Below are 14,002 nucleotides of genomic sequence, written 5' to 3' on the forward strand. Positions count from 1 at the left end.
GTGCGGGTGGTTTGTGGTTCGTCGCGCAGTTCACCGCGCACCTCGGGGACATCGCACCGACCGGCGGCTTAGCGTTGCCGTGTGGCCTACTTCGATGCTGCTTCCGGCGCTCCCCTTCATCCCGTCGCCCGTCAGGCGCTACAGGCTTCGCTCGACGAGGGGTGGGCGGATCCCGCACGTCTGTACAGGGAGGGACGCCGGGCACGGATGTTGTTGGACGCGGCGCGGGAGGCCGCCGCCGAAGCCGTGGGCTGCCGTACGGACGAACTCACCTTCACCTCCTCCGGATCCCGCGCGGTGCACACCGGGATCTCCGGTGCTCTGGCCGGCCGTCGTCGCGTCGGACGCCACCTGATCGTGTCCGCTGTCGAACACTCCTCGGTAATTCATTCGGCCGAGGTGTTCGAGGCGGGCGGTGGATCGGTGACCGAGGTGCCGGTGCTGCGGACCGGCGCGGTGACCGTGGATTCGTACGAGGGCGCGCTGCGGGCGGACACCGCGCTGGCCTGTCTGCAGTCGGCCAACCACGAGGTGGGGACGGAACAGCCGGTGGAGGCCGTCGCCGAGGTGTGCCGGGCGGCGGGGGTGCCGTTGCTGGTGGACGCGGCGCAGTCGCTGGGGTGGGGTCGGGTGCCCGGTGACTGGTCCCTGTTGGCCGCGAGTGCCCACAAGTGGGGCGGGCCCTCCGGAGTCGGGCTGCTGGTCGTGCGCAAGGGGGTGCGGTTCGCTCCTCAAGGGCCCGCGGACGAGCGGGAGTCGGGGCGTGCGGCCGGGTTCGAGAACATTCCGGCGATCGTGGCGGCGGCGGCCTCGCTGCGGGCGGTACGGGCCGAGGCGGCTCAGGAGTCGCTACGACTGCGGGAACTGACGGAGCTGATCCGGTCGCGGGTGCCGCGGCTGGTGCCCGATGTGGAGGTGGTCGGCGACCCGGAGCGGCGGCTGCCCGGGATCGTCACCTTCTCCTGTCTCTATGTCGACGGGGAGACACTGCTGCACGAGCTGGACCGCTCCGGTTTCTCCGTCTCGTCCGGATCGTCCTGTACGAGCAGCACGCTGACGCCCAGCCATGTGCTGAAGGCGATGGGCGTCCTGAGTGAGGGAAACGTGCGGGTTTCGTTGCCGGCCGGGACGACGGCCCAGGACGTCGAGCGGTTCCTGGAGGTGCTCCCGGGGGCGGTGGCCGACGTGCGGGAGAAGCTGGGGGCGCCGGTCGCCACCGCGACCTCCGCACGGGCGGACTCCCTGGTCGTGGACGCCCTCGGCAGGCGGTGCCCGATCCCGGTGATCGAACTGGCGAAGGTCATCGGGGACGTACCGGTGGGCGGCACGGTCCGGGTCCTCTCGGACGACGAGGCGGCCCGGCTGGACATCCCGGCCTGGTGCGAGATGCGGGGCCAGGAGTATGTCGGTGAGGAGCCGGCGGACCACGGGACGGCCCATGTGGTCCGCAGGGTGACCTGACCTGACCGTCCCGGGGCGCGGGGACCGTGCGGCCTGCCCTCGCGGACCCGCTGCCCGGGGCGAAGGCCCGTCCGCCGGAGCGGACGGACCTTCGCCGGGCGGGATCAGGCCAGGTGCGTGCGGACCTCCGTCGCGGCCTCATCGCCGTAGGCCTTGGTGAAGCGGTCCATGAAGTGGCCGCGCTGGAGCTGGTACTCCTGGGTGCCGACCGTCTCGATGACGAGGGTGGCGAGCATGCAGCCGACCTGGGCGGCGCGCTCCAGGCCTACGCCCCAGGCGAGACCGGAGAGGAAACCGGCGCGGAAGGCGTCGCCGACGCCGGTGGGGTCGGCCTTGCGCTCCTCCTCCGCGCAGCCCACCACGATCGGGTCCTCGCCTTCGCACTCGATGCGCACGCCCTGCGCGCCGAGGGTGGTGACGCGGTGGCCGACCTTGGCAAGGATCTCGGCGTCGGTCCAGCCGGTCTTGGACTCGATGAGGCCCTTCTCGTACTCGTTCGAGAAGAGGTACGTCGCGCCCTCCAGCAGTATCCGGATCTCGTCGCCGTTCATCCGGGCGATCTGCTGGGAGAAGTCGGCGGCGAAGGGGATCGAGCGGGAGCGGCACTCCTCGGTGTGGCGGAGCATCGCCTCCGGGTCGTCGGCACCGATCAGGACCAGGTCGAGACCGCCGACACGGTCGGCGACCGTCTTCAGCTCGATCTGGCGGGCCTCGCTCATGGCACCGGTGTAGAAGGAGCCGATCTGGTTGTGGTCGGCGTCGGTGGTGCAGACGAAGCGGGCGGTGTGCAGCGTCTCGGAGATGCGCACCGATTCGGTGTCGACGCCGTGCCGGTCCAGCCAGGCGCGGTACTCGTCGAAGTCGAAGCCGGCTGCGCCGGCCAGGATCGGCCGGGTGCCGAGCTGGCCCATGCCGAAGGCGATGTTCGCGCCGACGCCACCCCGCCGGACATCGAGGTTGTCGACCAGGAAGGAGAGCGAGACCGTGTGCAGTTGGTCCGCGACGAACTGGTCGGCGAAGCGGCCGGGGAAGGTCATGAGGTGGTCGGTGGCGATGGAGCCGGTGACTGCGATGCGCACGGTGTTGACTCTCCTGTGAGATAAGCAGGGGCGCGCGATAGCGCTCAGTGGAGGGCGGGTTGCGGGCGACGGGAGGGCGGATTGACAGTTCACGCTACCGGGTCGGCGAGGGGCACTGAAGCAGCCGAAACTACCCGATAGTAGATCTTTCTTCGCAGGCGTGTGCGTGCCTACGGTGCCGCTATGACGAACCTCGAGCTTCACGCTCCCGCTCTGGCCGGCCTGGAGGGCGACCTGGCGTCGCTGCGCGGCGACTGCGCCCGGATGGTCCCCCACTGGTCGGCGCCCGACCGGATCGTCTCCCTCCCGGTCTCCCCGTCACTCATCCACGGCGTGACCGTGCCGTCGAGGTCGGCCCGGCTGCTGGACGCGATGTCGGAGTACGGCGACTGAGGCGGCGCTCTTCAGGGAACCGCGCGCTCCCCCGCTGCGTCCCATCGCTGTCCCCCGTAAAGGGGATGCGGGATACGACCCGGTGGCCGACCTTTTTGACAGGGTCGGGTCAGGGTCAAGGGACAGAAGCGCAGCCGAAGGAGCGATGCGGTGAACACCGAGCGACCCGACAACGACGACGCCGACGGCTCCGTGGAGGAGCGGGGCGCCGGTGGCTCCACCGAGGAGCAGGGCGCCGCGGAGACGAAGGGCGCAACTGCTGAGGCCTCCGACGCCGCGCAGTCTTCCGGAGCCGGCTCTGTCGAGGGCGGTGCGGAAGACGCCGGTGCGAGCACGGGCGGTGCTGAGGAAGCCGGTGCGAGCGCGGGCGGTGCAGGCGCGGCCGGTGCAGGCGCGGCCGGCGCGGCCGGTGCGGAAGAGGCTGGTACGGAAGAGGCCGACGCACGCGCGGCCAGCACGGAAGACGCCGGTGCGATAGAGGCCGACGCAGGCGCGGGCGGTGCGAGCGCTGCCGCTGCGGGTGAGGCCCACGCGGGTGAGGCCGGTGGTGAGGAGACCGGTGCGAGCTCGGCCGGCGCGGAAGAGGCCCGTGCGGAAGAGGCCCGTGCGGCGGAGGCCGGTGTAGCCGCGGCCCGTACGGAAAAGGCCGGCGAGGAAGAGGCCGGTGCAACCGCGGCCCGTGCGGAAAAGACCGGAGCCGGCGTGAGCCGCCCCGACGGCGCCGGTTTCGACAAGGCCCTTCCCGACGACGCCCGTGCCGAGGATGCGCGTCCCGACGGCGCCGTCGCCGAGGGGCCCGCGTCCGTCCCCTCCCTCGTTCCCCATGCCGAGATCCCCCGGGACCATGACGCCGAGGGCAGCGGCGGCGGAGTCCGCTCGGGGCGGCACCGTTCGCCCGCCGTCGTCGTCTCCGTCGCCGCCGCCGTGCTGCTGGTCGGGGGCGGTGGGGCGTACTTCGCCACGTCGGCCGCCGACGGATCCGCGGGCGCGGGCGGGCGTACGACGTCCGGGGCGTCCGGTGACGGCACTCCCCCGCCGCTCGCTCTGGACGGCTACTCCGAGGGCGGCGGCGGTACGAACGGCATCGCGCCCGGAGAGCCCAACCCCTACGGCGTCACCTACCGCGCCGACGGCACGCTCCCCGACGGCCCCGGCTCGGCGCCCGTGTACCGGACGCAGGGCCAGGTGAGCGAGGGCGAGGTGGCCGAACTGGCCCGGGCCCTCGGGGTCGACGGGAAGCCCGTGGCCACGGGGCAGGCCTGGACGGTCGGGGCGAAGGACAGTATGGGAGCGAGTCTCCAGGTGAACCGGCAGGCGCCGGGCACCTGGACCTTCCACCGCTACTCCCCCGGCACCGACAACTGCCAGGGCGCGACCACGTGCGCCAAGACCCCCGCCGATCCGAGCGGTGACCCGGTGAGCGAGGCGGTCGCGAAGAAGGCGGCCGCGCCGGTCCTGAAGGCGGCGGGTCAGGACGACACGAAGCTGGACGCGAGCCGGACCCTGGGCGCCCAGCGGATCGTGAACGCCGAACCCGTGGTCGGCGACCTGCCCACGTACGGCTGGACGACGGGTGTGACCGTCGACGCGCAGGGCCAGGTGCTGAGCGGCAACGGCCAGTTGAAGGCGCCGGTGAAGGGCGACACGTATCCCGTGCTGAGCGCGAAGGAGACGCTGGCGCTGTTGAACGCGGCGCCCGGGTCCGGCCACCGCATGGGCATCGGCGGCTGCGCCACTCCGGTACCGATGAAGGACCGGCTCGAAGCGCCCTGTGGCTCTTCCACCGCAACCCCGGCGAAGGAGACGCTCACGGTCGACAAGGCCGTGTTCGGGCTGGCCCCGCACACCGTGGACGGGCGTCAGGCGCTGGTGCCGTCCTGGCTCTTCGACGTACGGGCGGCGGGCGCCCAGAACGACTTCACGGTGACGTATCCGGCGGTCGACCCGGAGTACGTGACCTCGCCCACACTGTCCGCGCAGCCGAGCAGGCCGTCCACACAGCCGTCCCAACCGGGCGACCGGCCGACCGCCGCACCGGCTCCGCGGAACGTCCACGTGGACGGCTACACGGCCGAGGGGCGGGAGCTGACCGTGACCTTCACGGGCGGTGTGTGCGCCGACTACAAGGTGACCGCGAGCGAGAGCGGGGACGAGGTGACCGTGAAGGTGACCGAGACCCGGTGGCCGGACAAGGTCTGCATCATGATCGCCAAGGAGTTCCAGAAGACCGTGCAGTTGGACGAGCCGCTGGGCGACCGGGCGGTCGTGGGCTCGGACGGCAAGGGGATCCCGCTGCAGAAGGCGGGGGCACGACTGCCTCAGACGTCCGAAGCGCGCTGACCCGAGGACGTCCGGGACGGGACGCGACGACCCCGTCCCGGACATGCGCGAAGGCGGCGACCCTGTCGGAGGGGGTCGCCGCCTTCTCGCTGTTCAGCTGCCGGTGGGGGTCAGCTGAAGGAGTCGCCGCAGGCGCAGGAGCCGGTCGCGTTCGGGTTGTCGATCGTGAAGCCCTGCTTCTCGATGGTGTCGACGAAGTCGATGGACGCGCCGCCCAGGTACGGGGCGCTCATGCGGTCCGTGACGACCTTGACGCCGTCGAAGTCCTTGACCACGTCGCCGTCGAGGGAACGCTCGTCGAAGAAGAGCTGGTACCGCAGGCCGGAGCAGCCGCCGGGCTGAACGGCGACGCGCAGCGCCAGATCATCGCGGCCTTCCTGGTCGAGCAGGGCCTTGACCTTCGCCGCGGCGGCGTCGGACAGGATGATGCCGTCGGTGACGGTGCTGGTCTCGTCCGATACGGACATCTACATCTCTCCCGGGTTGTACGGAGACTGCCTTGCCGACGGTTGCAACCGACGGGGCCGCGGATTCATTCCGGGCCGAGGACTCGGATTCCCACTTCTTTCCTTTTCCTGTCATTCATGCTCGCACACCCGCGCTCATGCGAACAGCGGCCTCCATCCCCGGTGCCGGGATTCACGTCACATCGACGTTATGACCATCGTCAAAGTGACGTGAAGCGGGTTATCATAGATAACGTCAATTCGACGAAAAGTAGAGAAAAGTAGAGGGTTAGTGTCGTGACCACCGTCCAGACCCCGGAGCTCGACGTACAGCCGACTCCTCTTGCCCTGCTGCTCCTCGGCCGTGAGGCCGACCCGAAGAGCGAGCGGGGTGTCGAGTGTCCCGGCGACCTGCCCTCGCCGTCCGACCCGGACCTGGTCGAGCGCGCCCGCGCGGCCAAGGCGAAACTCGGCGACAAGGTGTTCGTCCTCGGCCACCACTACCAGCGCGACGAGGTCATCCAGTTCGCCGATGTCACGGGCGACTCCTTCAAGCTGGCCAAGGACGCGGCCGCCCGCCCGGAGGCCGAGTACATCGTGTTCTGCGGTGTGCACTTCATGGCGGAGTCCGCGGACATCCTGACGAGCGGCGACCAGAAGGTCGTGCTGCCGGACCTCGCCGCCGGGTGCTCGATGGCCGACATGGCCACCGCCGAGCAGGTCGCCGAGTGCTGGGACGTGCTGACCGAGGCCGGCATATCCGAGCAGGTCGTGCCCGTCTCGTACATGAACTCCTCCGCGGACATCAAGGCGTTCACCGGCAGGCACGGCGGCACGATCTGCACGTCCTCGAACGCCCAGCGGGCCCTGGAGTGGGCCTTCGAGCAGGGGTCGAAGGTGCTGTTCCTGCCCGACCAGCACCTCGGCCGCAACACCGCCGTGCGGGACATGGGCATGTCCCTGGAGGACTGCGTCCTCTACAACCCGCACAAGCCGAACGGCGGGCTGACCGCGGAGCAGCTGCGCGACGCGAAGATGATCCTCTGGCGGGGCCACTGCTCGGTGCACGGCCGCTTCAGCCTGGAGTCGGTCGAGGACGTGCGCGCCCGGATCCCCGGTGTGAACGTGCTCGTGCACCCCGAGTGCCGTCACGAGGTCGTGGCCGCGGCGGACTACGTCGGCTCGACCGAGTACATCATCAAGGCGCTGGAGGCGGCTCCGGCCGGCTCGAAGTGGGCCATCGGCACCGAGCTGAACCTGGTCCGCCGCCTCGCGAAGCGTTTCGCGCCCGAGGGCAAGGAGATCGTCTTCCTCGACAAGACGGTCTGCTTCTGCTCGACGATGAACCGCATCGACCTCCCCCACCTGGTGTGGACCCTGGAGTCCCTCGCCGAGGGCAACCTGGTCAACCGGATCGAGGTGGACCAGGAGACCGAGGCGTTCGCGAAGCTGGCGCTGGAGCGGATGCTCGCCCTGCCGTAACCGGCACTCGCTCACGGCGGGGCGGGCGTGGAGCGCCCGTCACCGCCGGGCCCGGATTTTTGCCAACGATTTCCAGCCACCACGGCAACCTTCGTGTCCTCGGTGGCGACACGGGGGGGGTAATCGGGCCTGCGAAGGGGACCACGTGAGCAAGAGAACAGCCGCCCCGCGCCACCGGCGGGGCGTACCGAGCGGTCGCCGTCGGCCTGTCCTGATCGCCGTACTGGCCACCGTGCTCACCGGAGGGGTGGTGCTCGGCGCGGCCCTGTTGGCGCGCCCCGGTGCCACCCCGGTGGTCGGGGCATCCACGCCGTCGCCCACGACGTACCGCACGCAGTCGTCGCCCACCGCAACCGAGCAGGCGTCCCCGTCCGCTTCCGCGTCACCGTCGGTCTCCGCATCACCGACGAAGCCCGCGAAGAAGCGGAGCCCGGTTGCGGTGAGAGCCTCCGGCCCGTCCACACCCCGCACCTCGTACGGCGCCTGGCCCACCGCCTCCGGTGAACGCGGGGTGACCGCGACCATCGAGGTCTCCGGCACCTATGACGGCGGTCTGAAGCGCTTTAGCGGCTCCGGCAGCCTCGGCACCGACGGCCAGTCCGAGGACCAGGGCCCCCTGTTCGAACTCGCCGACGGTGCCGTGCTGCAGAACGTGATCCTGGGCGACCCGGCCGCCGACGGCGTGCACTGCCTGGGCAGCTGCACCCTGCGCAACGTCTGGTGGGAGGACGTCGGCGAGGACGCGGCCACCTTCAAGGGCACGTCCGCCTCGGCCACGTACCTGGTCGACGGAGGCGGTGCGCGAAACGCGGACGACAAGGTCTTCCAGCACAACGGCGCCGGCACGCTGACCATCAGGAACTTCCAGGTGGCCGCCTTCGGCAAGCTCTACCGCTCCTGCGGCAACTGCGGCACCCAGTACCGGCGCCACGTCGTGATCAGCGGCGTGCGGGCGGCCGGCCCCGGCAAGGTGCTGGCCGGCATCAACGCCAACTACGGGGACACGGCCGTCATCTCGGGTGTGACGCTCACGGGCGGCGCCAGCCGGGACATCACCGTGTGCGAACGATTCCGGGGCAACGACAGCGGCGCCGAACCGACCGAACTGGGCAGCGGCCCCGACGGCACGAACTGCCGCTACAGCGCCTCGGCCGTCACCTACCGATGATCCGCGTCGGCAGCGCACGCACCGAACGAGGAGGGCCGGGTCTCGTACGAGACCCGGCCCTCAGTCACTCACACCCCGGCCGGCTCGGGTGTCTTCTCCGGCTCGGCGGCCTGCCTCTTCGCCGCCCGCTTCTTCGCCCGGCGCTCCTTGCGGAGCTCCAGCATCGCGTAGAGCGTCGGGACCAGCAGCAGGGTGAGCAGGGTCGAGGTGATCAGACCGCCGATCACGACCACTGCGAGCGGCTGGGCGATGAAGCCGCCCTCGCCGGTGACGCCGAGGGCCATCGGCAGCAGGGCGAAGATCGTGGCCAGGGCCGTCATCAGGATCGGGCGCAGCCGGTGGCGGCCACCCTCGACGACCGCCTCGACGACGCCGTATCCCTGCTTTCGGTACTGGTTGATCAGGTCGATCAGCACGATCGCGTTGGTGACCACGATGCCGATGAGCATCAGCATGCCGATCATCGCGGGGACACCCATCGGGGTGCCCGTCGCCACCAGCAGCCCGATCGCGCCCGTCGCCGCGAACGGGATCGAGACCAGCAGGATCAGCGGCTGGGCCAGCGAGCGGAAGGTCGCGACCAGGAGCATGAAGACGATCGCGATCGCCGCGAGCATCGCCAGGGCAAGGTTCTTGAACGCGTCGTCCTGGTCCTGGGAGACCCCGCCGATCTCGGCCGTGGCGCCCGCCGGGAGCTTGAGCGAGTTGAGCTTCGACGTCAGGTCGGCGCTCACCGCGCCCGTGTTGTCGCCGGTCGGCTTCGCCGTGATGGTCGCGGCGCGCTGACCGTCGATACGGGTCATCGCGACCGGGCCGTCGACCAGCTTCACGTCCGCGATGTCACCCAGCTTCACCGGACCCAGCCGAAGGTTCCGCAGCGCGTCCAGCGTCCGGGCCGGCTTCGCCGACCTGATGACGACGTCCCGCTCCGTGTCGTCCAGGATCGCCTGGGCCGCCGTGGTGCCCCGGACGGCTTGGCCGACGGCCGCGCCGAGGGTCTGGTCGTTGAAACCGGCCGCCGCCGCCTTGGAGTTGGCCTTGACCGAGATGCGCGGGACGCTCTGCGAGAGGTCGCTGGTGACGTCCGTGACGTCGTCCAGGCCGGCCACCGTCTTGCGGACCTCCTCCGAGGCCTCGCGCAGGACGTTGGCGTCGGCGGACTTCACGACCACGCTCAGGTCCTGGCTGCTGAAACCGTCACCGGCGGCGACCGTGGTGGTGCCGATGCCGGACAGCTTGTGCAGGCCGTCCTCGATGGCGTTCTGCACGTCGTCGAACGACGCCGAGTCGTTGAGCATCACCTGGTACGACGCCTGGTTGGTGTCCGTGCCGCCGCCGAAGGCCGCCAGGAAACCGGAGGAGCCGATGGTGACCTGGTAGTCCTTCACGCCCTTGGTGGCGGAGAGCAGCTTCTCGACCTTCTTCGCCTGGGCGTCGGTCGTGGCCAGGCTGGCGCCGGGCTTCAACTCCTGCTTGACGGTGAGGACTTCCTGCTCGCCCTGGTCGAAGAAGTTCGTCTTCAGCAGCGGCGCCATGCCGAAGGTGCCGACGAGGATGACGGCCGCGAGCGCCAGGCTCGTCAGACGGCGCCGGGTGGCGAACCGCAGGACGGGGACGTAGAGGCGCTGGAGCCTGCTCCTCGCCTCCTTCTCCTCGGCCTGGCGGCGGGCCTCCTCCGCGTCCTCGGGGGTGCCCTTCGGGACGCGCAGGAACCAGTACGACAGGACCGGGACGACCGTCAGCGACACCAGCAGGGAGGCCAGCAGGGCCGCCGTGACGGTCAGGCTGAACGAGCCGAACAGCTCGCCCACCATGCCGCCGACCAGGCCGATCGGCAGGAAGACCGCGACCGTGGTGAGCGTCGAGGACGTCACCGCGCCGGCCACCTCACGGACCGCCTTCAGGATGGCGTCCTGGCGCTCCTCGCCGTAGCCGAGGTGCCGCTTGATGTTCTCCAGCACCACGATCGAGTCGTCGACGACCCGGCCGATGGCGATGGTCAGCGCGCCCAGCGTCAGCATGTTCAGGGACAGGTCGCGGGTCCACAGCACGATCAGGGCCAGGACCACGGAGAGCGGGATGCTCACCGCCGTGACCAGCGTCGAGCGGATCGACGCGAGGAAGACCAGGATGACGAGGACCGCGAAGAGCAGACCGAGCGCGCCCTCGGTGGTCAGGCCCTCGATGGCCTTGGAGACCGCCGGGCCCTGGTCGCTGACGACCGTGACGGTGGCGCCGGAACCGACGTCCCCCCGCATGTCGGACAGCTTGTCCTGGACCGCGTCGGAGATGGCGACCGCACTGCCGTCGTGGTCCATGGTGACCGTGACCGCGAGGCTCGGCCTGCCGTTCGTCCGGGTGATGGAGTCGGCGACGGCCTGCTGCTGCTCGACCGCGGCCATGTCGGCGAGGCGTACGGGCTTCTTGGTGCCCTGGCCCGTGACCATCAGGTCCTGGATCTGCTTCAGCGAGGTGAAGCCGCCGCCCACCTGGACGGTGCGGTTGCCGCCGTCCTCGTCGAAGGAGCCGGCCGGGACGGTCGCGCCGCCCGCCTGGAGCGCCTGCGAGAGGTCCTGAGCGGTCAGACCCGCCTTCGCCAGCTTCGCGTCGTCGGGGGTGACGGTGACCTGGAGGTCCCGTACGCCGTCGACGGTGACCTGGCCGACGCCGTCGATGTCCTTCAGAGCCGGTACGACGGTCCGGTCGAGCCGGTCGGACAGGGCCTGCTGGTCCTGGTCGGAGGTGACGGCGAGGACGACGGTCGGGATGTCGTCCGTCGACCCGGCGACGACCTGCGGCTCCACGTCGTCCGGGAGCTGGACGCGGGCCCGGTTGACGGCCTGCTGGACGTCGGCGACCAGCTGCGGGGTGTCGATGCCGTAGTCGAAGGACGCCATGATCAGGGCGTTGCCCTCGCTCGCCGTGGAGGTGACGGACGAGATGCCGTCGACTGCCTCCAGGCTGTCCTCGATGGGCTCGACGACCTGCTTCTCCACGACGTCGGGAGACGCGCCCTGGTAGGGCGCCAGCACGGACACGACCGGCAGTTCGATGGTGGGCAGCAGTTGCTGCTTCAGCTGCGGGATCGCGATCGCCCCGAAGGCGATCGCGATGATGGACATCAGGCCTATCAGGGCCCGTTGCGCGAGACTGAATCTCGACAGCCAGGACATGGGGTGAGGGTCTCTCCTCTGGAGCGGCAGAAGTTCACGCGGCCGCACATGTGAGCGCCCGCCCCTACACCCTGTGCCATGCGGGGGTGCCGATCCGTAGGCCCCAGGTCCAGTTCCTTATGCGGCGCATACTCCGGGCGCAGTACGGCGAGGTCGAGCTCACTCCACCCTTGGACGTACCAGGCCCGACTCGTACGCGATCACCACCAGCTGGGCCCGGTCCCGTGCGCCCAGCTTGGACATGGCCCGGTTGACGTGCGTCTTCACGGTGAGCGGGCTGACCTCCAGCCGCTCCGCGATCTCGTCGTTGGAGTGCCCGCCGGCGACCTGGACCAGTACCTCGCGCTCCCGGCCGGTGAGCGCGGCGAGGCGCTGCGCGCGGGCGGGGTCCCGCTCGTCGTCCGCCGCGTCGCCCTGGGCGAGGAAGCGGGCGATCAGACCCTTGGTGGCCGCCGGGGACAGGAGGGCCTCGCCGCCGGCGGCGATCCGGATGGCGCTGAGGAGTTCGTCGGGTTCGGAGCCCTTGCCGAGGAAGCCGGAGGCGCCCGCGCGCAGCGACTGCACGACGTAGTCGTCGACCTCGAAGGTGGTCAGGATGACCACGCGGACATGGGCGAGGGAGGCGTCGGCGCTGATCATGCGGGTGGCCGCGAGGCCGTCCGTGCCGGGCATCCGGATGTCCATCAGGACGACGTCGGCGCGCTGTTCCCGGGTCAGCCGCACCGCCTCCGCTCCGTCGGACGCCTCGCCCACGACCTCCATGTCGGGCTCGGAGTCGACGAGCACGCGAAAGGCGCTGCGCAGCAGGGCCTGGTCGTCGGCGAGCAGGACACGGATGGTCATACGGGCTCCCCCGGCGTTCCGGTGACGGCTGTGCTGGTCTTGACCGGCAGGATCGCATGGACGCGGAAGCCGCCGCCGTAGCGGGGACCGGTGGTGAGGGTGCCGCGCAGGGCGGTCACCCGCTCCCGCATGCCGAGCAGGCCGTGGCCGCCGCCGGTCTGCGGGGCGTCGTCCTCGCCGGTCCCGTTGTCGAGGACGGTGATCTCGATGTCCGGTCCCACCCGGACGACGCTGACCTCGGCCTTCGCCTGCGTCCCGGCGTGCTTCTGGACGTTGGTGAGGGCCTCCTGGACGATCCGGTAGGCGGCCAGACCGACGGCGGCGGGCAGGGTGGTGCCGTGGTCGGCGCGGGCGACCTCGACGCGCAGTCCGGCGCTGCGGAAGGTGCCGACGAGTTCGTCGAGCCGGTCCAGGCCGGGGGCGGGTTCGGTCGGCGCCTCCGGGTCCCCGGACTGGCGCAACAGGCCGACGGTGGCGCGCAGTTCGTTGAGCGCGGAGCGACTGGCCTCCCGTACGTGGGCCAGGGCCTCCTTGGCCTGGTCGGGCCGCTTGTCCATGACGTGGGCGGCGACCCCGGCCTGGACGTTGACCAGGGCGATGTGGTGGGCGACGACGTCGTGCAGGTCACGGGCGATGCGCAGGCGTTCCTCGGCGACCCTGCGGCGGGCCTCCTCCTCACGGGTGCGCTCGGCCCGTTCGGCGCGCTCCCTTATGGCGTGGACGAAGGCGCGGCGGCTGCGGACCGCGTCGCCGGCGGTGGCGCCGATGCCGGTCCAGGCGAAGATCGCGAGGTTCTCCTGGGCGTACCAGGGGAGCGGGCCGGCGAGCATGGAGGCGCCGGTGAGGACGGTCATGGTGAGCAGTCCGGCGCGCCAGGTGGTGGGGCGGTCGGTGGTGGCGGCGACGGTGTAGAGGGCGATCACCGCGGACATGGCGACGGGGGCACGCGGGTCGCTGGTGACTGCCTCGACGAGGGAGACGGTTCCGGTGAGGGCGAGGACCGTCAGGGGGGCTCGCCGGCGGAACACGAGGGCGACCGAGCCGAGCACGATCAGGACCAGGCTGAGGGTGTCGGGGGTGCGCAGGCCCCAGCTGACGTCGCGCTCCGAGTGCGGGTCCACGAACGAGCCGGCCACCATGCAGACGAGGACGCCGGCTGCGATCGCCGCGTCCAGCGCCATGGGGTGCGCCCTGACGTGACGCCGGGCGCGGTCGAGGGTGCTCACGTCTGCCAACGGTACGGGGGCCCCGACGGGGGCGGAACGGGGGCCACCTGTACGTTTCCTGTCTGCCTCAGGTGCGGAGCCGGGCTTGCGGAAGGCGGGGGCTCAGCCCGGGATCAGCCCGTCGTCGCTCAGTAGTTCCTGGACGTCCTCCAGGGTCGCGTCCTGCGACGGGAGGATGAGTTCCGACGGTTCCAGGGAGTCGTCCGGGAGCGGCTCGCCCAGTTCGCGGACCTTGGACAGCAAGGCTTCCAGGGTGCGGCGGAAGCCGGGGCCGTCGCCGTTCTCCATCTCGGCGAGCAGCTCGTCGTCCAGCTTGTTCAGCTCGGTGAGGTGGCCGTCGGCCAGCCTCACCTGCCCCTCCCCCATGATCCGTACGATCATGTCGCCCTCC

Annotated in this window: 11 protein-coding genes; 5 read left to right on the forward strand and 6 right to left on the reverse strand. The window is 70.8% G+C overall.

Annotated elements, in window-relative coordinates:
• The first annotated feature begins 81 nt into the window (after window positions 1-81).
• Window positions 82-1,461 (forward strand): cysteine desulfurase/sulfurtransferase TusA family protein, encoded by a 1,380-nt coding sequence (locus tag OHA64_RS12925; RefSeq protein ID WP_405612323.1) that lies wholly within the window; start codon window positions 82-84, stop codon window positions 1,459-1,461.
• A gap of 104 nt (window positions 1,462-1,565) precedes the next feature.
• Here OHA64_RS12925 and OHA64_RS12930 read toward each other — a convergent pair whose 3' ends face one another.
• Window positions 1,566-2,540, reverse strand: a complete 975-nt coding sequence (locus tag OHA64_RS12930; protein ID WP_405612325.1) for a carbohydrate kinase family protein — start codon at window positions 2,538-2,540, stop codon at window positions 1,566-1,568.
• 183 nt (window positions 2,541-2,723) lie between these two features.
• On the opposite strand from OHA64_RS12930, the gene OHA64_RS12935 reads away from it, so the two are divergent.
• Complete coding sequence (locus OHA64_RS12935) at window positions 2,724-2,933, forward strand: hypothetical protein (RefSeq protein ID WP_405612327.1); 210 nt, start codon at window positions 2,724-2,726, stop codon at window positions 2,931-2,933.
• A 150-nt stretch (window positions 2,934-3,083) separates the two neighbouring features.
• Window positions 3,084-5,273, forward strand: coding sequence for a hypothetical protein (locus OHA64_RS12940; protein WP_405612329.1), 2,190 nt, complete (start codon window positions 3,084-3,086; stop codon window positions 5,271-5,273).
• Window positions 5,274-5,383: 110 nt separating this feature from the next.
• Here the strand turns inward: OHA64_RS12940 and OHA64_RS12945 are convergent, their stop codons facing one another.
• A complete protein-coding gene (locus OHA64_RS12945; protein ID WP_030794551.1) occupies window positions 5,384-5,740 on the reverse strand; it encodes an iron-sulfur cluster assembly accessory protein in 357 nt (118 codons plus the stop codon).
• A 276-nt stretch (window positions 5,741-6,016) separates the two neighbouring features.
• Here OHA64_RS12945 and nadA point away from each other — a divergent pair, with 276 nt between their 5' ends.
• On the forward strand, window positions 6,017-7,201 hold the full coding sequence (gene nadA / locus OHA64_RS12950) for a quinolinate synthase NadA (RefSeq protein ID WP_405612331.1): 1,185 nt from the start codon (window positions 6,017-6,019) through the stop codon (window positions 7,199-7,201).
• 439 nt (window positions 7,202-7,640) lie between these two features.
• Window positions 7,641-8,369: a pectate lyase gene (locus OHA64_RS12955; RefSeq protein WP_405623956.1), complete on the forward strand. Its 729-nt coding sequence runs from the start codon at window positions 7,641-7,643 to the stop codon at window positions 8,367-8,369.
• A 68-nt stretch (window positions 8,370-8,437) separates the two neighbouring features.
• Here OHA64_RS12955 and OHA64_RS12960 read toward each other — a convergent pair whose 3' ends face one another.
• The 4 genes from OHA64_RS12960 to OHA64_RS12975 form a co-directional block, all read right to left on the reverse strand.
• Window positions 8,438-11,542, reverse strand: coding sequence for an efflux RND transporter permease subunit (locus OHA64_RS12960; RefSeq protein WP_405612333.1), 3,105 nt, complete (start codon window positions 11,540-11,542; stop codon window positions 8,438-8,440).
• A gap of 159 nt (window positions 11,543-11,701) precedes the next feature.
• Window positions 11,702-12,385, reverse strand: coding sequence for a response regulator (locus OHA64_RS12965; RefSeq protein WP_405612335.1), 684 nt, complete (start codon window positions 12,383-12,385; stop codon window positions 11,702-11,704).
• Entirely contained in the window at window positions 12,382-13,611 is a 1,230-nt protein-coding gene (locus tag OHA64_RS12970; protein WP_405612337.1) for a sensor histidine kinase, read from the reverse strand. Before OHA64_RS12970 ends, OHA64_RS12965 begins: the two co-directional genes overlap by 4 nt.
• A 102-nt stretch (window positions 13,612-13,713) precedes the next feature.
• Window positions 13,714-13,992 (reverse strand): hypothetical protein, encoded by a 279-nt coding sequence (locus tag OHA64_RS12975; protein ID WP_405612339.1) that lies wholly within the window; start codon window positions 13,990-13,992, stop codon window positions 13,714-13,716.
• Window positions 13,993-14,002 lie beyond the last annotated feature (10 nt).

The organism is Streptomyces sp. NBC_00076 (genome assembly GCF_045041235.1).
Classification (GTDB): Bacteria; Actinomycetota; Actinomycetes; order Streptomycetales; family Streptomycetaceae; genus Streptomyces.